This window comes from Plantibacter cousiniae (nom. nud.) (assembly GCF_977070315.1).
This window is the reverse complement of record NZ_CDRVEU010000004.1, coordinates 23236-42544: the sequence shown is the minus strand read 5'-3', so window position 1 is coordinate 42544 and position 19309 is coordinate 23236. Positions and strand designations below refer to the sequence as shown.

Here is a 19309-nt window from a genome sequence, read left to right as displayed (position 1 = left end):
GATACCAAAGGGACGGTTTCCGAAATTTCCTACAAAAAGTGTCTGCTTTTTTTATTCGGTAAATAATTGCTTCTGATGCGGTGATATGTCGTTGGAACAGTTTCGAAGAAACAAGGTGGTTGACGGCCTGCGATTAAGCACCGTTCATTCAGCTTCGCGCACGCCTCGCTGCTGTTGCTCTTCGTCGACGACGTTCTGTTCGGCGCGCGGAGAACGCCGCTTCATTTCGCTGATGATCACCCCGGCCACAATCAATGCCGCGCCCAGCAGGGCGATGCCCGGCAAACGTTCGCCGGCGAGTCTTCCGACAATCCCGGCCCAGACCGGTTCACCGGCATAAATCACGGTGGCGCGGGTAGGCGAAACACTTTTCTGTGCCCAGTTCATGGCAATCTGGATCGCCGCACTCATGGTCCCAAGTCCCACGGCACTGAGCACCAGCAACCAGGAGAAATCCGGCAAGTGTTCCTCGGTTGGAACGATCATCAGAAATGCCAGCGCTGAAGCAGTGGCCAGTTGCACCACCGTGACTCGACGCACATCGACCTCACCGGCATAGGCGCTGATCATGATGATCTCGGCGGCAATGGCCACCGTGCTGATCAGCGTCACGATTTCGCCGGAACTGAGTTGCAGGGATGCGCCTTGCGGCCCCGCTACCAGCATCAGCCCGGTGAAAGCCAGGATGATGCCCAGTGTCGGCATCAATCCTGGTCGTCGACCGAGTACCAGCCATTGCAACAAAGGCACGCAGGGCACGTAGAGTGCCGTGATGAACGCGGACTGGCTGCTGGGGATAGTCTGCAGTCCGATCGTCTGCAAACCGTAACCGAGCATGATCGCGGTGCCGATGAAGACGCCCGCCTTGAGTTCGAGGAAGGTAAGACCGCGCAGCACCTTTATTGAAAACAGCGCTACGATAAGCGCTGCGGCGGCAAAGCGCAGGCCGACGAAGAACATCGGCCCGCTGACGGTCATCGCATGCTGGACCAGCAGAAAGGTGCCTCCCCAGAGCATGGTGATCAGAATCAGTACGGCTTCTGCCTTGCTGATGCGGGGTATGCGGCTGATAGACTTCATGTCAGCTCCTGGTTCCTGTTAATTGCCATGCGCGCGGTGAAAGGCGGAACAACCTGACAGTGTCCCTGGGCTGGGCAGTATAATGCGCAACGGTTTGATGTGAGCACCTGCATGCACAAAGAAAATTCCCAGCGCCCTCCGGTGCTGCAGCACGTCAGCCAGAACGTCCGGCGTCTGCGTAACAGTGCGGACCTCAGCCAGACGGCTCTGGCGGAAAAGTCCGGAGTCAGCCGACGCATGCTGGTCGCTATCGAGGCCGGCGAAAAAAACGTCAGCCTGGCGACACTCGACCGCGTGGCCGAAGCCTTGGAAGTGGCGTTCAGCGACCTGATCCAGGCACCTGAAAATCGTGATTACAGCCGCATCAACGAGCTGGCATGGGCCGGTACGATCGTCGGCAGCAAGGCGGTACTGCTGGCCAGGGCCGTTGCCCGGCGCGAGGTGGAGCTGTGGGAATTCTGCCTGCAGCCTGGGGACGCCTATGTCTCGGAGGCCGATCCCGATGGCTGGAGTGAACAGGTCTACGTCGTCGAAGGGCATCTGACGTTGCGCTTTGCCGACCCTGCGGCCGTGCAGCAGGTCGGGGCGGGCGAGTTCTTCATGTTTCCCAGCAACCAGCCGCACCGCTACTGCAATGACGCCGATGTGCCCCTGCGCTTCGTGCGTAATGTCGTGCTCTGACCTTTCCGATTCTTTATCGCAACTCGACCGAGGCGCTGTTCGATGACCGAAGATTCCCACCAGACGGCTGACATTCTGATCATCGGCGGCGGTCTGAGCGGCACCATGCTGGCGGCGCAACTGCTGCGCAGACCGGGCCAGCGCCGAATCCTGATTATCGAAACCCGCAGCGAACTCGGCAGGGGCGAGGCCTACAGTGCGACGGAGCCGGGCCATACGCTCAATGGCAACGCTGCGCGGATGAGCGTCGATCCGGATAATCCGGATGACCTCACCCAGTGGCTGACTGACTATCTGGCCGCCGGGGGCTGGCCTGAAGCTTATGAGCAGAGGGTCCCGGTCGCCGAACTGTTTCCGCCACGCGGTGTGTTCGGGCTTTATGTTCAGCAGCGACTGCGTGAAGCCCGAAGCGCTGCTGAAGCCTTTGGCTCGACCGCCGTGCATGTGCCCGGCGAGGCAGTCGACCTGCAGGTCCATGAAGGTGGGGTCAGTGTCTCGCTGGCTGACGGCCGTAAGTTGCGCGGTAGCCGTGCCGTGCTGGCGACCGGCATGTACGCGGCTTCACGCACCCCGCGACGCGATTCGAACGAGCTGAACACGGCAGCGCTGGACCCTTGGGATGTGGCGGTGATGAACAAGCTTGATCCGCAGTCAAAGGTGCTGATCATCGGTTCGGGGCTGACCATGGTCGATGCGCTGGTCTCGCTGGAAACCGCGGGGCACCGCGGGCCCATTCAGATTTTTTCCCGGCACGGCCTGTTGCCGCACGTTCGGCGTCAGCCGCCGGAATGGTCTGATTTTCTTGCTCAGGACCCGAGTATCCGCAGCACTCGGCAACTGGTGCGCAAAGTGCGTGAACAGTGCGAACTGGCCATCGAGAGCGGCATTGACTGGCAGGCCCCGCTGGACACCGTGCGGGCCAACGTCGGCAGGCTGTGGAATCAGGCCAGCGACCAGCAGCGCCGCCAGTTCGTCCGTCATGTAAGGCCTTGGTGGGAGAGTCACCACCATCGCTCTCCGCCGCCGAGCGCTGCGCTGCTGGCGCGGCTGATCAGGCAAGGGCGGTTGAGTATTGATGCGGCCTCGCTGCAGGGCGTGGCCAGCCTGCCGTCAGGTCAGGTACAGATCAGCGTTCGTCGACGCGGGGAGAGTCAGCCGACGCAGATCACCGGCGATGCGTTGATCAACTCCACCGGTATCGAATACGACTGGCGGCGCGTGGACCGCCCGTTGCCCCGGCAACTGCTGGCACGCGGGCTGATCCAGCCCGGTCCGCTGGCACTCGGCATCGCCGCCGACGCCACTGGCGCAGTGCTCGACGCACACGGTCAGTACTCGGCACGTCTGTTCGCCATGGGCCCGCCATTGCGCGGCATGTGGTGGGAAAGCACTGCGGTGACCGACGTGGCAATTCAGGCCAAGGCGCTGGCGATGCGCTTGTCGTAAAGCGCCGCCTGCTCAGAAGAGGACGCAGAGCGTCCGGAACGGCATGCCCACGCGGAGCATGGGCACGATAGTGTTTTGCCAGTGATCGTTCCTCACGCTCCAGCGTGGGAATGCCGTTCATGACGCTCTGCGTCATCGGTCTTGACCTTCACACCGACAGGTGCAGCATCCGGTCGCCCTGGACATTTTCACCCGGTCTGCGTTTGTTGACCGCCAGCTCGCCAATCTTGATCAAACGCGTACGCGTGACGTTGCGGGTCAGGCCCAGCAGGCTGGCTGTGTGCACCTGGTTGTGGTGGCAGAAGCGATAGGCCGTTCTGAGCAGCGTATCTTCGACCTTCTCGTGCAAGGCTCCGGCCTGTTCTTCAAACAGCTTTTGAAACGCCCGGTTGAGCAGTTGCTCGGCTGATTCGTCAGACGGGTTCTGGTCATCCTGACGCTCGATTCTAAGGTTCGACAGGCGCAGGTCATCACGCTGAATAACGCCTTCACGGCAGACCAGCAGGGTGTGATGGATGACGTTTTCCAGCTCGCGAATGTTCCCCGGCCAGCTGTAAGTCTTGAGCTTGTGCTCGGCTTCGGGGCTGATCCGCACCGGACCATGCCGCAGCCGCTGGCCGTAGACCTCTATGAAGTGCCGGGCCAGGGGCAGGATGTCGCCCGGCCGGTCGCGCAGCGGGCTCAATTCCAGATTGACCACATCGAGCCGGTAATAAAGGTCTTCGCGAAAATGCCCGGCGTTGATGGCCTTTTCCAGCTGCACGTTGGTCGCCGCCAGGACGCGCACGTCAATCGGCACACTCTTGCGCGAGCCCAGACGCACCACTTCACGTTCCTGAAGCACGCGCAGCAATTTGACCTGCAGCGACATGGGCAGGTCGCCGATCTCATCGAGAAACAGCGTGCCGCCGTTGGCCTCTTCAAACCAGCCAGCCTTGGCGCTGATCGCTCCGGTGAACGCCCCTTTTTCGTGGCCGAACAGTTCGGCCTCGATCAGGTTTTCGGAGAAAGCGCCGCAGTTGACCGCCACGAACGGCTTGTCGCGGCGGGCGCTCAGTTCGTGGACGTGGCGAGCAACCAGTTCCTTGCCGGTGCCGGTCTCGCCGATGATCAGCACGCTGGCATCGCTGGGCGCAACCTGCCGCACGTGAGCGAGCAGGGCCCGGGATCTGGGGTCTTCGAACACCTGCGCGGTGGCCCTGATCGAGGTGGCCAGCGCAGGCGAGTGGGGTAGGGTCAGCAGTTGTCCGGACATCACTTGGCCTGCGGGGGCAGATCGTTGGCGATCATTTCGCCGAACGGGCCCGTCAGGTTAGTGATGCCACGCCCGGCGAGGCTGGCGTAAGGCTCGGGCAGCAGCGGGAAGACCAGTTCGGCGAAGCGGTAGGCTTCTTCAAGATGCGGGTAACCCGAGAAAATGAAGCTCTCGATGCCCAGGTCGGCGTATTCCTTGATGCGTGCCGCGACTTCTTCGGGATTGCCGACCAGCGCCGTGCCTGCACCACCACGCACCAGGCCGACACCGGCCCACAGGTTGGGCGCGATCTCCAGGTTGTCGCGGCGCCCGTCATGCAGTGCTGCCATGCGCCGCTGACCTTCGGAGTCAAAGCGTGAAAAGGACTTCTGCGCTGCAGCAATGGTGTCATCGCTGATGTGTTCGATCAGCGTGCTGGCCGCTTTCCAGGCTTCTTCGCTGGTCTCGCGCACGATGACGTGCAGGCGAATGCCGAACTTCACGGTACGTCCCTTGCGCGCTGCCCGTTCACGTACATCGGCGAGTTTCTGCGCCACGGCTGCCGGAGGCTCGCCCCAGGTCAGGTACACGTCCACCTGATCGGCCGCAAGGTCATGCGCCGCGTCGGAGGAACCACCGAAGTACAGCGGCGGGTAGGGTTTTTGAATCGGCGGGTAAAGCGCCTTGGCATTCTGTACGCGCAAGTGCTTGCCTTCGAAGTCGACCGCCTCACCTTGCAGGACGCGACGCCAGATTTTCAGAAATTCGTCAGTGACTTCATAACGCTCACTGTGGTCGAGGAAGCTGCCATCGCCACGGTTTTCGTCCGGGTCGCCGCCGGTCACCACGTTGATCAGCAACCGGCCGCCGGAAAGACGATCCAGCGTGGCTGCCATGCGTGCCGAGACGGTCGGCGAGATGATGCCCGGGCGGATCGCCACCAGGTACTTCAAACGCTCGGTCAACGGCACCAGCGCCGAGGCGATGACCCACGAGTCCTCGCAGGAGCGACCGGTAGGGATCAATACGCCGTAATAGCCCAGGTCATCGGCGGCCTGCGCCACCTGTTTCAAATAGTTGAGGGTGACGGGACGTGCGCCCTTTGTCGTGCCCAGATAATGGCCATCGCCGTGAGTCGGAAGAAACCAGAAAACGTTCATGACAAATCCTTGGAAGTAATCAGCCAGGTGAAAGCTGACGGGACCCGCTGTCGGTTGGCAGACACCTCACCAACAGCGTTCGGGGGTGGGGCCATTTATAGAACGTCTTTTTTATTCCGCAAAAGAACGTTAAACCATATTTTTAGATCCTAAGTGCATATGCGGAGTAAGCAACTCCGTAGAGCCCTGCGCAAACCCTTGCCATACGAGGCTTCGACGGTAATGAGACCCGGATCCCCATCCCGGCTATCAGAAGCCAAAACGTTGATAGTTGGTTCTTCACGATAAAAAACTCGCCCGGCTCAGCAGGTTTCCCGGCGCTCGTCAGCCTGTCGAAACTTTTCTCCGGCCGGCCCTGTCACTTTTCCAGGATCAACAGGAGTCAGACCATGGCAAGGGCAATCTGGAAGGGGGCAATCAGCTTCGGGCTGGTGCATATACCCGTCGCGCTGGTCTCGGCGACAACGTCGACCAGTGTCGACTTCGACTGGCTCGATAAACGCAGCATGGACCCGGTCGGCTACAAGCGGATCAACAAGGTCACCGGCAAGGAAGTCACCAGCGAAAACATCGTCAAGGGCGTGGCGTACGAGAAGGATCGCTATGTGGTGCTCAGCGAGGAGGAAATTCGTTCCGCGCACCCCAAATCGACGCAGACCATCGACATATTCGCTTTCGTCGACAGTCAGCAGATCCCCCTGCAGAACATCGACACGCCTTATTTTCTGACCCCCGACAAGCGCGGCGAGAAAGTCTATGCGTTGTTGCGCGAAACCCTGGTCGATACCAAAAAGGTCGCCTTGGCCAATGTGGTGCTGCATACCCGCGAACACCTGGCGGCGGTCATGCCGCTGGAATCGGCGCTGGTCATGGTAATCCTGCGCTGGCCTGCCGACGTGCGTGAGCTGGACGCACTGGAACTGAGCGATGCGGTGACCGACGCCAAGTTGAACAAGAGCGAACGTGACATGGCCAAGCGTCTGGTCAAGGACATGAGCGCCGACTGGCAGCCTGAGCTGTATCGCGACACCTTTCAGGACAAGATCATGCACTTGGTCAAGACCAAGGCAGACGAAGGCGAGATCGAAGATGTCGAGTCCGATCCGGCCGAAGAAGAACGCAAGAGTGCCGATGTCATCGACCTCACCGACTTGCTGCGGCGCAGTCTGGCGGGCAAGGGTGGTGCCAGTAAAGGCAAGGCGAGCAAGCCTGCGACGAAGGAAAAACCGGCCGACAAGGACGGTGCCAGACCCAAGCGGCCCGCCGCGCGCAAGAAAACCAGCAAAGCCTCTTGAGCCCTACGGAGTGACCGGTGATGGCCAAGCCCGCCAGTGAATACACCCGCAAGCGCAATTTCGCCATCACCTCCGAGCCTGCCGAAAGCAAGCGCAAGGGCAGAGGCAAATCGCAGCCCGGTGCGCTCGGTTTCGTGATCCAGAAGCATGACGCACGGAACCTGCACTATGACTTTCGACTGGAGCTCGATGGCACGCTCAAGAGCTGGGCCGTGCCCAAAGGCCCGAGCCTGGACCCCACGCAAAAACGCCTGGCAGTGCATGTCGAAGACCATCCGCTGGACTATGCCGGCTTCGAGGGCAGTATCCCGCAGGGTCAATACGGTGGCGGTGATGTGATCGTCTGGGACCGGGGTGTCTGGCAACCGCACGGCGATCCGCAAAAGACCTACGCGGAGGGCAAACTCAAGTTCACCCTGGTCGGCGAGAAGCTCAGCGGTGACTGGGCGCTGGTGCGTACCCGGCTCAAGGGCAGCGGCAGCAAGGAACAGTGGCTGCTGATCAAGGAAAAGGATGACATCGCGCGACCTGCTGCCGAGTACGACATTACCCAGGAGCAGCCGCAAAGCGTGATCAGCGGTGCTCATGTGGGCGAAGAGCGCAGTACTCCGAAAAAGTCCACGGCCAGTGCTGCAAACGGAAAAGCCAAGGCCTCCACATCAAAATCAAAAGCGCCGACGCCAGCGGCAAAGCCGACGCGCAGGAAAGCAAAATCGGCTTTCCCGGACACGCTTTCGCCGCAACTGGCGACGCTGGTGGAGGCGCCGCCAGCCGGTGACTGGCTGTACGAAATCAAATTCGACGGTTACCGCATGCTGACCCGCATTGAGGGCGATGAAGTGCGTCTGTTCACGCGCAACGGGCATGACTGGACCGAGCGGCTGCCGGAGCTGGTCAAGGCGCTCAAGGGCATGGAGCTGCGCGACAGTTGGTTCGACGGCGAAGTGGTGGTTCTCGACGAGCAAGGGCTGCCTGATTTCCAGGGCCTGCAGAATGCTTTTGACGCGGGGAACAGCAAGGACATTCTGTATTACCTGTTCGACATGCCGTTTTTGAGCGCGGAGGACCTGCGCGAAGTGCCGCTTGAGCAGCGTCGTGACGCCTTGAAACACGTTCTCGACGCACAGAAAAGTCGCTTGTTGCGTTATTCGGATGCCTTTCAGGCGGGTCATCAGGACATTGTCGCGAGTGCTGCGGCAATGGGCCTGGAAGGGGTGATCGGCAAGCGTGCCGGCAGTGCGTACGTCAGCAAACGCAATGCCGACTGGATCAAGCTCAAATGTCGCTTGCGACAGGAATTCGTGGTCGTCGGCTACACGGCACCGCAGGGTAGCCGATCGGCGTTCGGTGCCTTGTTGCTGGCGGTCAATGCCGGTGAGGACGGGCTGGTCTACGCCGGGCGGGTCGGCACCGGGTTCACTGAAGTGAGCCTTGAGCAACTGCATAAACAACTGAAGAAGTTGCAGCGCAAGGATTCACCGCTGGCCAAAAAACTCTCCGCGTCCCAGGCGCGTGGCGTGCAGTGGGTGGAGCCGAAACTGGTCTGCGAAACCGAGTTCGCCCAGTGGACCCGCGAAGGCATTGTCCGCCAGGCTGCCTTTGTCGGGCTGCGTAACGACAAGCCGGCCAAGGACGTGGTGCGTGAAGATGCTCAGCCTGCCAAAGTAGCCAGCCAGACCCCAACCAAAACGGCAGCGCCACAGGCGCGCAAAAAGGCCGCGCAGGGAAAAGTTGATGTGGCGGGCACCGGGGTCAGTCATCCGGACCGCATCATCGATAGCAAGACCGGCACCAGCAAGATCGAACTTGCACAGTTTTACGAGTCCATCGCCGACTGGATTCTGCCGTACCTGAACAAGCGTCCCGTGGCACTGCTGCGTTGTCCGGAGGGTATCGACGGTGAGCAGTTTTTCCAGAAGCATGCCGAGCATCTGGCGATCCCGCACATCAGACAACTGGATCGTGCGCTGGACCCCGGGCATGCCGCGCTGATGGAAATAGATTCGTTGCCGGCACTGATCGGTGCTGCGCAAATGGGCGCCATCGAGCTGCATACCTGGGGGGCGACGCGTGACAGGATCGAAACGCCGGACCATTTCGTGCTGGACCTTGATCCCGATCCGGCCCTGCCCTGGCGCAGCATGATCGAAGCCACGCAAATGGTGCTCGCCGTGCTGGAAGAGCTGGGTCTGGAGGCTTTCCTCAAGACCAGCGGCGGCAAGGGTATGCACATCATCGTGCCGCTGGCACGCCAGGTCGACTGGGACACTGTGAAGGCGTTCGCCAAGGCCATCGCCGAGTTTGCCAGCCGTCAGTTGCCGGAACGCTTCACCGCCACCATGGGGCCGAAAAACCGCGTCGGAAAAATCTTCATCGATTACCTGCGCAACAGCCGCGGCGGCAGTACCGTGACTGCCTATTCAGTCCGCGCCCGTCCAGGGTTGCCGGTCTCGGTGCCGATCGCGCTGGATGAGCTGGCGGGTCTGAAGTCCTCGGCACAGTGGGACATCACCGACCTTGAGCAGCGTTTGAAGCGGCTCAAGGACGACCCGTGGGCCGGTTACAGTAACCGGCGCAAGATCACGCAGAAGATGTGGAAACAACTGGGTGCCAAACGGCCTTGAGGCAAGGCCACTGTTCGGCGTTTGCCCGGGGATACGTGGCGCCGGCACGCCTGACCATGGCTGGCATGCCGGCCGCACGTTGAAGGCTCAGAGAATCCGGTACAACAGTCGCTCGACCCGCACGCGGCTGACACGCTTGAGAAACTTGCGTACGCCTTCGGGGTAGTTGGCGAGGGTGTCGAGTTCGTCATACTGGTTGACGCGCTGCGTGTTGCTCATCAAATGAGCGATTTCCGCTTCCCGTGGCTCGCTCCATCGGCCCTTTGGATCGTCGATCAGCAAGGCGTTTTCCAGGTCCAGGTTGAAGGCGCGAGGGTTCAGGTTGTTACCGGTCAGCAAGGTATAACGCTGGTCGACCCAGATGCCTTTGAGGTGGAAGGTGTTATCGCCGTGTTTCCACAGGTGCACATTGAGGCGGTGCTGGGCGATTGCCTTCTGATGCTTGTGGGCAAAGCGCCGCAGGCTGATTTCATACAGATAGGGCAAGGCCGAGATCACCTTGAACGGCTCATCCGGATCGATGAAGAAGTCGTTGGCGGTCTTGTCGCCAATGATGATGTCGACCTGCACGCCGCGCTTGAGCGCCCGGTTGATCTCGCGGGTGACAGCCACCGGCAGGTTGAAGTATGGCGTGCAGATGGTCAGCTGGATCTTGCTCGATGCGATCAGATCGCAGATGGCGCGGTTGAGATTGTTGCGCGGGCCGACGCCGAGCAGCGGAATCACCCGCATGTCGCCGTTTTCCTTTTCGCCCGCCGAGGTGTCATAGGCGGCGCGTTTCAGGTCGCCACGAAACGCTCGGATCTCGCTGCGCAAACTGCGTGAGCTGGGTGGCGATTGCAGATCGAGGCGGTGCACGGCCGGCGAAGAGAGTATTTCCCGCTGCACCAGATTCTGGAAAGCGTCGGCCAGTGCCGCGTTTTCGATCAGGTGATAACGGTCCAGACGGTATTTGTCGAGCTTGTGCAGGTAGACGTTGTTGATGCTCGCGCCGCTGTAGATCACGCAGTCGTCGATCACACTGCCCTTGAGGTGCAGCACCCCGAACAGTTCGCGGGTCTGCACCGGCACGCCGTAGATCGGCACTTCTTCATCGTATTCGAGGTTCTGCGCCTGATACCAGGTCGAGTTGCCGGGCTGGCGTCCGGCGCCGATCAGGCCGCGTTGTGCACGGAACCAGTCGACCAGCACCACCACATCCAGCTCCGGCCTCGCGGTTTTGGCGGCGTACAGCGCGTCGAGAATCTCCTGGCCGGCTTCATCCTGTTGCAGGTACAGCGCGATGATATAGATGCGTCGGGTGGCCGAAGCGATCCTTTCCAGCAGGCAGCGTCGATAGTCGGCGGCAGAAGGAACAATGGAGATTGCATCGCTCTGCAAGGCAAAACCACGAAGTGCTGCCAGGGTCGAGCGTCGGAAAGTGGACTGCATAGGCCTCTCGATGGGAAAACCAATAGCCTGTGAGCTTACACGACAGTCGCCCTCCTGTGGCTGTCGCCAACCTGTTTCAAAGCATTGCGCAACGCCACGGAAGCTCATGCGTGCCGGGGGCCTGACACTCCGGCGCAGTAACGCTTGTATGGCGCCGCTCGATTATCACTTTTCACGTTTAAACAAATGATAAGCATTACCAGTAACATCTGATATCATTTCGCATCTACCCGATCGGCGATGTCCAGGACGGTTGCTTCCGATCTCGTTCAACCTGTCTTCAGGACCTATTGATGAACTCACCATCGTTGCCGATGCGCCTTACGTTGCTCGCGTTTTGCTGTTCCATTGGATCTCCGGCCTGGGCCGCTGCACAGGCTGCCACTCGGCAGGACGGCCCTGTGGTGCTGGGCGATACCGATATCAGTGCCGACAAGTCCGACCCTCACGCGCTTGCGCCGGTTTATGCCGGCGGGCAGGTGGCGCGCGGCGGGCAACTGGGTGTTCTGGGCAATGCCGACATCATGGACGTGCCGTTCACCATGAGCAGCTACACCGAACAGTTGATCGAGGACCAGCAGGCCGAAACCGTAGGCGACGTACTGCTCAATGATGCATCGGTGCGTCAGTCGAGTGGCTATGCCAACGCCTCGAGTATCTTCGTTATTCGCGGCTTCAAGCTGACCACCGATGATATTTCCTATAACGGTCTTTACGGCGTACTGCCGCGCCAGATCATATCGGCCGATGCGCTGGAACGCGTTGAAGTGTTCAAGGGCCCCAATGCCTTCATCAACGGCGTGACACCCACCGGTTCCGGGATTGGCGGCGGCGTGAACCTGCAGCCCAAGCGCGCGCAGGATACGCCGACGCGTCGTTTCACCACCGACATCAGCAACGACGGCCGGATCGGCGAGCATCTCGATCTGGGGCAGCGCTTCGGCGAAGGCAATCGCTTCGGCGCGCGTCTCAACCTGTCGCAGCGCGAAGGCGAGACCGGTGTCGAGGACGAAGAGCATCGCAGCAAGCTGTTCGCGCTGGGGCTTGATTACCGAGGTGACAACTTCCGTCTTTCCGGTGATTTTGCCTACCAGAAGCAGCGCATCAACCAGAGCCGCAACACGGTGTTTGTCGACAGCGCTCTGACCAGCGTGCCGCATGCTCCGGACTCGGATACCAATTACGCGCCGAACTGGACCTGGACCGAAACCGAAGACACCTTCGGCATGAGCCGTGCCGAGTACGATCTCAACGACGACTGGACGTTGTACGCCGCAGCGGGCGCGAAGCACACCCGCGAGGTCGGCGTATATGGCTCGCCAACTGTCCACGATGCCGCGGGCAACACCACGGCCGCACCGTCTTTCATCCCGCACGACGAAGACAACAAGACCGCCATGGCCGGCATCAACGGCAAGCTGCAGACCGGTGCGGTCAGCCACAAGGTCAACTTCGGGCTCTCCGGCATCTGGACCGAGCAGCGCAGTGCGTATCTGTTCGGCGGCACCTCCAGCAACAACCTTTACGACCCTGTCTCCCAGGAGCGCCCGGCACTCGACAGTTTCACCGCAGGCGATCTGAATGATCCCGGCATTGTCGGCAAGAGCCGCATGCGCAGCGTCGCGCTCTCCGACACATTGGGTTTCTTCGATGATCGACTGCTGCTGACCGCAGGCCTGCGCCGCCAGCAATTACGTGTCCAGGGGTATGAATACGGCAGCGGCCCGCGCAATGCGCTGTACGACGAAGCGATCACCACGCCGGTCTACGGGGTGGTATTCAAGCCCTGGCAATATGTGTCGTTCTACGCCAACCGCATCGAAGGTCTGGCGCAAGGTCCGACGGCTCCAAATACAGTCACCATCAACCCTGGCGAAGTTTTTGCGCCGTCGCGTTCAAAACAGGTGGAAGCGGGCGTCAAGCTGGACATGGGGACATTCGGCGCGAGCCTGGGCGTGTACCGCATCGAGCAACCGGCTGACGGCTACCAGGTTCTGGAAGGCACCGGGTCGCGTTATGTCCGTGACGGTCAGCAGCGCAACCGCGGCGTGGAGATGAACGTCTTTGGCCAGCCTGTCAGCGGCTTGCGTCTGCTGGCCGGTCTGACCCTGATGGACACCGAGGTAAGCGGTACGGACGGTGGCAGCAACGACGGCAATCGGGCCGTAGGTGTGCCGACCTTCCAGTTCAACGCGGGTGCCGATTGGGATATTCCGGGAATCGAAGGCGCGGCCATCAATGCGCGCATGCTGCGCACCGGTGGGCAATATGTCGATGCTGCCAACAACCTGAGCATCCCGACCTGGAACCGCTTCGACCTGGGCGCACGCTATACCTTCAACGTTGCACAAAAGGACGTGACCCTGCGCGCCAATGTCGAAAACCTGATGAACAAGGATTACTGGGAGTCCGCCTATGGCGGTTATCTGACTCAGGGCGAGCCTCGTACCCTCAAGCTGTCGGGCACTATCGACTTCTGATTGACTGGCCGCATCGCCGGATGCGGCCAGCCGCTGGATCAGTAGCCGTTACGCTTCAGAATCGTTTCAATGCTTTCTTTCGCTGGCCGCCCGTAGAACTTCAACAGTTCGGCGGTGCGGTTGGTGAAGAAGCCGTCCGCGCCATCATGGCTGATCCGCTTGAAGTCCTCTGCGTCGTCCACCGTGTACGGGTGGATCACCATGCCTTTCTCGTGGGTCAGGTTGTTCATCCAGGGTTTGACCAGGTCCATATAGCTTTGGTCGCCACCCTTGGCCAGTTGCGACGAAGGGCCGGTGCCGATGGCGCCGTGGGCCTTGGCCCAGTCAATCCACTGCTCGAACTCCTGCGGTGATTTGACTTCCTGGGTCGCGTAATAGCTGGCCTTGTCCTTGGCCCCGGAGTCCTTGAACGCGACGCTGGATTTGGGCTCTATCGAGCCTTCGCCAATCCACAGCAGCATGACCTTGGGCACTTTCGGCATTTCTTTCTGCAGCAGTTCCAGGCTTTGCTTCTCGAACGTCTGCAGGACCACGCGTCCTGGCATGTGCGCGACATTGACATGGCCGGGCGCTGCCGCAGGGCGCTGTTCGAGCCAGCCGCGTTTGGCCAGCAGTTTCTTCAGGTCGGCTTCGACACCGGGAAACTTGTTCGGCACCTTGGTCTCGATGTACAGCCCCGGCTTGTTGGCGCCGCCCTCGGCGATGTCGATGACCTCATCCAGCGTCAGGATCTGCAACCCGTTGTAACTGTCGCGAGCCCTGTCCGGGTAAGCCTTGTTGAACCACGAGCCGGCATCCAGTTGCTTGAGCTCCGCCAGAGTGAACGTGCTGACCGGGTCTTTTACCCGGGTCGGGAACACGTCAGCGATGTTGGTGGTGCGTTCCAGCACGTCATCGTGCAGCGCTATCAGCACGCCGTCCTTTGTTCGCTGGATGTCCATTTCCAGGTAGTCCGCGCCCAGATCGCGCGCCAGGGTGTAGGCCGGGATGGTTTCTTCCGGTGCGTCGAACGAAGCACCGCGATGGGCGATCACCGCTGGCCAGGGCAGGCCGTATTTCTCGCTCAGCACCTTGCCTGGGGCGTCCGCCGCCGCTGCCATGCCTGACGACAGCATCAGGCCCGACATGACAGCCGCAGCCAAAAGGGTCTTTTTCAACAGGGTGGTGGGAAATCCTTGCATGGGCGGGTGTTTCCTTGTTTTTGAGAAAGCCTGTTTTTATGAGCAGCCTGCGCGCCAGACCGTAGAGCCACTGGTCGCGCAGGCTGCACGCAACCATAACGCACTCTGCTGATTGCCAAGTCTGCTTGCGCATTAGTCTGTCCGGCAAATGCGTCCACTTTATGAATGCTCGGCGTGTTCGGGAAGGCTTTTTTCAGTTCCGGCGTCAGCGGCTCTGCACAAGCGCGTCGAGTCGCGTTAAGGTCAACGTTTTGCTGATCGAGCGGGAGCGCGCATGACAACGGTATTGGTGCTGGTCGAAAACCTGGACACGTATTTGCCGATTCTTGAAAGCAGCGGCTTTCAGTTGATTCGCGCCCCGACGGCCCAACTGCGCGCCGAGGCGATTGCCATGCACGGGCCGAGCATCAGCGCAGTGGTGACACGCGGGCCGCTGGGATTTTTCGCCGAGGAAATGGATGCACTGCCGCAGCTGCGCATCATTTGCGTAAGCGGCGCCGGTTACGAGAAGGTCGATCTGCCTGCCGCACAGGCGCGGGGCATCGTCGTGACCAATGGTGCAGGCGTCAACGCCGCCACGGTGGCCGATCATACGCTGGCGTTGCTGCTGTCTTTGGTACGCGACATTCCGCAGGCCGATGCCTCGGTGCGCCGCAGTGAATGGCGCAAGGTGGTGCGCCCGTCGCTGGCAGGCAAGCGTCTGGGGATCGTCGGGCTGGGGGCGGTAGGGCTGGCGATTGCCAAGCGGGCAGCCGCCTTCGATATCGCCATCGGTTACCACAATCGCAAGCCGCGCACTGACTGCGATTACACCTGGCATGCGACAGCGCAGGCGCTGGCGGCCGCATCGGATTTTCTGGTCATCGCCACGCCCGGTGGAAGTGGTACGCAGCACCTGATCGACGCCCGAGTGCTTGAGGCGCTGGGCACTGACGGGTTTCTGGTCAACATTGCCCGCGCTAGCGTGGTGGATACCCAGGCGTTGGTCAGTGCACTGCAGAATGAGCAGATTGCCGGGGCTGCGCTGGACGTGTTCGACGATGAGCCGACAGTGCCGGACGTGCTCAAGACGCTGGATAATGTTGTGCTGACACCGCACGTGGCAGGCCTGTCCCCCGAGGCTTCGAGAGACAGTGTGCAGATGGTCAACGATAACCTGCTGGCGTTTTTCGCCGGGCAACCGGTGCTGACGCCTGTGACTGAATGAGCAACCGTGCACGCTTGCACGCGAGGCATTGCTGTAACGCCCATTCTGCTGGTTTTGCTGCCTGTTTATACTCCGCCCGGGCTGTACGACATCAAACAGGGAGCAGGGCATGGGCAAAGCAGACAACACAGGCGACGGGATACGGATCGGTCTGATAGGCGACTTCAGTGCGGATGTCGCTGCGCATCAGGCCATTCCATTGGCCTTGCAGAGAGCTGCGGATGCCGCGCAGGTGCCGGTCGGTTTCGAATGGTTGCCAACGCCGCGGATCGGCAGCGGTGCGCAACTCGCCGAATTCGATGGGCTGTGGTGCGTTCCGGCCAGCCCGTATCGGGACATGCAGGGCGCGTTGACGGCCATTCGCTTCGCTCGCGAGCATCGGGTGCCGTTTCTGGGTACGTGCGGAGGCTTTCAGCACGCGTTGCTCGAGTATGCCCGCCACCAGTTGGGCTGGGCAGACGCCGAACATGGCGAAACGGCGCCGGACGCGGCAAACGTGATCATCGAGCCACTCAGTTGCTCGCTGGTTGAATCGGTGGCAGCGATCCAGTTGCAACCCGACACGCTGATTGCCCAAGCCTATGGCAGGCTCGACATCGAAGAGCGCTATCACTGCCGCTACGGCCTGCGCCGCGAGCTGGAGTCGGTGCTGTTTGGCGAGCACCTGAAAGTCAGTGGGCGCGGTCTCGAAGGCGAAGTGCGCTGCATGGAGTTGCAGGGGCACCCGTTTTATGTCGCCACACTGTTCCAGCCCGAGCGAGCTGCGTTGCAGGGTCAGACGCCTCCTGTGGTGGCCGCGTTCGTCCGCGCCTGCCTGAGCAACCCGGCATGATGGCCACGCGGTTTGCCACGCCTTACTTCGCCGTGGTGTTCACCTCGTTGCGTACGCCTGACGATGATCAGGCGTACGCCGAGGCGGCGCAGCGCATGGTCAGCCTGGCCCGACGACAGCCCGGCTTTCTGGGCGTGGAGTCGGCGCGCGGTGATGACGGCCTGGGCATCACCGTGTCCTACTGGCGCGATGAAGCCGCGATTCTGGCCTGGAAACAGCAGGCCGATCATGCCCAGGTCCGCGAGCAGGGACGTTCGCGCTGGTATCAGGCGTTTACCACGCGAATCTGCCGGGTCGAACGTGACTACGCGTTCGACGCTTAACCATTCAGGGCATTACCGCTGGCACATAAGCCAGCGTGGTGCCCAGAGCCCAGAGCAGAAACAGCACCAGCGGCGTGTGGACCAGCAGCTGTACGAACGAGAAGCCGATCAGGTCACGCGCCTTCAAACCCAGTACGCCCAGCAGTGGCAGCATGTAGAACGGGTTTATCAGGTTGGGCAGGGCTTCGGCTGCGTTATAGATCTGTACTGCCCAGCCGAGGTGATACTGCAGGTCGTTGGCGACTTGCATCACGTAGGGCGCTTCGATGATCCACTTGCCGCCACCTGACGGAATGAAAAAGCCCAATATGGCCGAATAGACCCCCATCAGAATTGCGTAAGTGTCGTGCGAAGCAATGCTGGTGAAGAACGTCGAGATGTAATGCGCCAGGGTTTGCGCATCGCCGCCCTTGACCGTGGTCAGCAGCGCTGCGATCGAACCGTACAGAGGGAATTGAATCAGCACACCGGTGGTGGTGGGCACCGCCCGCGCGACGGCGTCGAGAAAACTGCGCGGCCGCCAGTGCAGCAGAGCACCGAGCATGATGAACAGGAAGTTGTAGGTGTTGAGTCCGGAAATCGCCGTGATCGCCGGTTTGCTCGAAAACTCGTTGAACAGCCAGCCAACGCCCAGCACCACCATCAGGATGATCAGCAGCGGGCTGTATTCCAGCCATTCCCCAGGCCGTGTACGAGGCGGCAGTGGCGGCAGGTTGAAGGCCGGGTCGACACCGCAGGCCTTGGCGTCGCGGGCGCTGTTCGGGCCGGGCGCGGTGGCGTAGGCAACGATCAGTGAGATGACCACCAGCGCGGCGAGCATGACCCCGGATTGCCAGAGAAAGATGGTTTGGGTGAACGGGATCACACCGGTAATCGCCAGGATCGACGGCGGCAGACTGGCCGGGTTGGCCTGCAATTGCGCGGCCGAAGACGATAACCCCAATGCCCAGACCGCACCCAGGCCCAGATAGGCGGCGGCGCCGGCTGCGCGGTAATCCATGCGCAGGTCAGTGCGGCGGGCGAGGGCACGTACCAGCAGGCCGCCGAACACCAGTGAAAGGCCCCAGTTGAGCAGCGAAGCGAGCATGGAAATCAGCGCCACCCAGGCCACGGCCGAACGACCGTTGCGTGGCACCCGGGCCAGGCGGTCGATCAGGCGTACCGCAGGCGGTGAGCTGGCGACCACGTAACCGCCGATGACCACGAAGGCCATCTGCATGGTGAATGGGATCAGGCTCCAGAACCCGTCACCGAACGCCTTGGCAGCCTCGGCCGGGCGTGCGCCGATGGCCAGCGTCGCCAGCGTGACGATGACCACCGCCAATGCGGCAAATACCCATGAGTCAGGAAACCAGCGTTCAGCCCACGCGGCGCAGCGCAAGGCAAATCGGGCGGAGCGGCTTTCTTCTATGTTGGCGGCCATCTGGGGCACCTCTTTTTGTAATTATTATCGGGGAGTGACTTAAGCGGCCGACTATTGCGGACGCAGAGCGTCCAGAACGGCGTTCCCAGGCCGGAGCTTGGGAACGAGTATCGTGCCAATTCTCCGCGTTGGCATGCATTTCGTGACGCTCTGCGTCATACCTTTGCGCAGGCCACACGGGCGTGTGGCAACGAGAGGCGCATCAAAGATGCCTGACTCAGAAACTCATCTCGATCACGTCATCCGGCACGATCAGCTTGCCTGCGGTTTTGGCCACGATCTCTTCCACGCTGACCCCCGGTGCGCGTTCGCGGAGGATGAAAGCGCCGTTTTCGATTTCGAGGTAGGCCAGATCAGTCAGCACCTTGCGGATGCAGCCTGCGCCGGTCAGTGGCAGGCTGCAACGGGTGAGCAGTTTGGATTCGCCGTCCTTCGACGCGTGGGTCATGGTGACGATGATGTTGTCGGCACCCGCCACCAGGTCCATCGCGCCACCCATGCCCTTGACCAACTTGCCGGGGATCATCCACGAAGCGATGTTGCCCTCGATATCCACCTCGAAAGCGCCGAGCACAGTCAGGTCGACATGGCCGCCGCGGATCATGGCGAAGGATTCGGCCGACGAGAAAATGGAAGCGCCGATGCGCGCGGTGACCGTCTGCTTGCCGGCATTGATCATGTCCGCGTCGATGGTGTCTTCGGTGGGGAAGGCGCCCATGCCCAGCAGGCCGTTTTCCGACTGGAGCATGACGTCGATGTCATCGGGCACGTAGTTGGCCACCAGGGTCGGAATACCGATGCCAAGGTTCACGTAATAGCCATCCTTGAGTTCACGGGCGACACGTTGAGCCATTTGTTCGCGGGAAAGTGCCATCGTCTGAAGCCTCTTTATTGTTGTACGGCCAAGGCTGC

15 protein-coding genes are annotated in these 19309 nt (G+C 61.1%); 8 read left to right on the top strand and 7 right to left on the bottom strand.

Annotated features, from left to right (window positions below):
• Nucleotides 1–144 precede the first annotated feature (144 nt).
• Nucleotides 145–1080 carry a DMT family transporter gene (locus tag ACW55A_RS10150; RefSeq protein WP_003370546.1) on the bottom strand — a complete coding sequence of 312 codons (936 nt, stop codon included), beginning with the start codon at nt 1078–1080 and terminating at the stop codon, nt 145–147.
• 111 nt (nt 1081–1191) lie between these two features.
• Here ACW55A_RS10150 and ACW55A_RS10145 point away from each other — a divergent pair, with 111 nt between their 5' ends.
• Nucleotides 1192–1761, top strand: a complete 570-nt coding sequence (locus ACW55A_RS10145) for a helix-turn-helix domain-containing protein (RefSeq protein ID WP_002554065.1) — start codon at nt 1192–1194, stop codon at nt 1759–1761.
• A gap of 42 nt (nt 1762–1803) precedes the next feature.
• A complete protein-coding gene (locus ACW55A_RS10140) occupies nt 1804–3207 on the top strand; it encodes an FAD/NAD(P)-binding protein (protein WP_128775298.1) in 1404 nt (467 codons plus the stop codon).
• 148 nt (nt 3208–3355) lie between these two features.
• Here ACW55A_RS10140 and ACW55A_RS10135 read toward each other — a convergent pair whose 3' ends face one another.
• Both ACW55A_RS10135 and ssuD read right to left on the bottom strand, forming a co-directional pair.
• Nucleotides 3356–4462 (bottom strand): sigma-54 interaction domain-containing protein, encoded by a 1107-nt coding sequence (locus ACW55A_RS10135; protein ID WP_054081631.1) that lies wholly within the window; start codon nt 4460–4462, stop codon nt 3356–3358.
• Complete coding sequence (gene ssuD, locus ACW55A_RS10130; RefSeq protein ID WP_003436407.1) at nt 4462–5601, bottom strand: FMNH2-dependent alkanesulfonate monooxygenase; 1140 nt, start codon at nt 5599–5601, stop codon at nt 4462–4464. Before ssuD ends, ACW55A_RS10135 begins: the two co-directional genes overlap by 1 nt.
• Nucleotides 5602–5990: 389 nt before the next feature.
• Between ssuD and ku the strand changes: the two genes are divergently transcribed.
• A complete protein-coding gene (gene ku, locus ACW55A_RS10125) occupies nt 5991–6896 on the top strand; it encodes a non-homologous end joining protein Ku (protein ID WP_003370557.1) in 906 nt (301 codons plus the stop codon).
• Nucleotides 6897–6916: 20 nt separating this feature from the next.
• The gene (ligD, locus tag ACW55A_RS10120) at nt 6917–9520 is read left to right on the top strand and encodes a DNA ligase D (RefSeq protein ID WP_455808116.1); all 2604 of its coding nucleotides are present in this window, start codon (nt 6917–6919) and stop codon (nt 9518–9520) included.
• Nucleotides 9521–9607: 87 nt separating this feature from the next.
• Here the strand turns inward: ligD and pssA are convergent, their stop codons facing one another.
• Nucleotides 9608–10951, bottom strand: coding sequence for a CDP-diacylglycerol--serine O-phosphatidyltransferase (gene pssA, locus ACW55A_RS10115; protein ID WP_498811306.1), 1344 nt, complete (start codon nt 10949–10951; stop codon nt 9608–9610).
• Between the two features lie 293 nt (nt 10952–11244).
• Here pssA and ACW55A_RS10110 point away from each other — a divergent pair, with 293 nt between their 5' ends.
• Nucleotides 11245–13431: a TonB-dependent receptor gene (locus ACW55A_RS10110; protein WP_498811307.1), complete on the top strand. Its 2187-nt coding sequence runs from the start codon at nt 11245–11247 to the stop codon at nt 13429–13431.
• A gap of 38 nt (nt 13432–13469) precedes the next feature.
• On the opposite strand, the gene ACW55A_RS10105 is transcribed toward ACW55A_RS10110, so the two are convergent.
• A complete protein-coding gene (locus ACW55A_RS10105; protein WP_003436427.1) occupies nt 13470–14612 on the bottom strand; it encodes a glycerophosphodiester phosphodiesterase in 1143 nt (380 codons plus the stop codon).
• 274 nt (nt 14613–14886) lie between these two features.
• On the opposite strand from ACW55A_RS10105, the gene ACW55A_RS10100 reads away from it, so the two are divergent.
• From ACW55A_RS10100 to ACW55A_RS10090, 3 genes are all read left to right on the top strand, one after another.
• Nucleotides 14887–15819, top strand: coding sequence for a 2-hydroxyacid dehydrogenase (locus tag ACW55A_RS10100; RefSeq protein ID WP_096107046.1), 933 nt, complete (start codon nt 14887–14889; stop codon nt 15817–15819).
• A 109-nt stretch (nt 15820–15928) separates the two neighbouring features.
• A complete protein-coding gene (locus ACW55A_RS10095; protein ID WP_455808114.1) occupies nt 15929–16651 on the top strand; it encodes a CTP synthase C-terminal region-related (seleno)protein in 723 nt (240 codons plus the stop codon).
• A complete protein-coding gene (locus ACW55A_RS10090; RefSeq protein WP_498811308.1) occupies nt 16648–16974 on the top strand; it encodes an antibiotic biosynthesis monooxygenase family protein in 327 nt (108 codons plus the stop codon). The genes ACW55A_RS10095 and ACW55A_RS10090 overlap by 4 nt, the downstream gene beginning before the upstream one ends.
• 4 nt (nt 16975–16978) lie before the next feature.
• Here the strand turns inward: ACW55A_RS10090 and ACW55A_RS10085 are convergent, their stop codons facing one another.
• The gene (locus ACW55A_RS10085) at nt 16979–18397 is read right to left on the bottom strand and encodes a short-chain fatty acid transporter (protein ID WP_498811309.1); all 1419 of its coding nucleotides are present in this window, start codon (nt 18395–18397) and stop codon (nt 16979–16981) included.
• Nucleotides 18398–18614: 217 nt separating this feature from the next.
• Nucleotides 18615–19271 (bottom strand): CoA transferase subunit B, encoded by a 657-nt coding sequence (locus ACW55A_RS10080; protein WP_003370578.1) that lies wholly within the window; start codon nt 19269–19271, stop codon nt 18615–18617.
• Nucleotides 19272–19309: the final 38 nt, after the last annotated feature.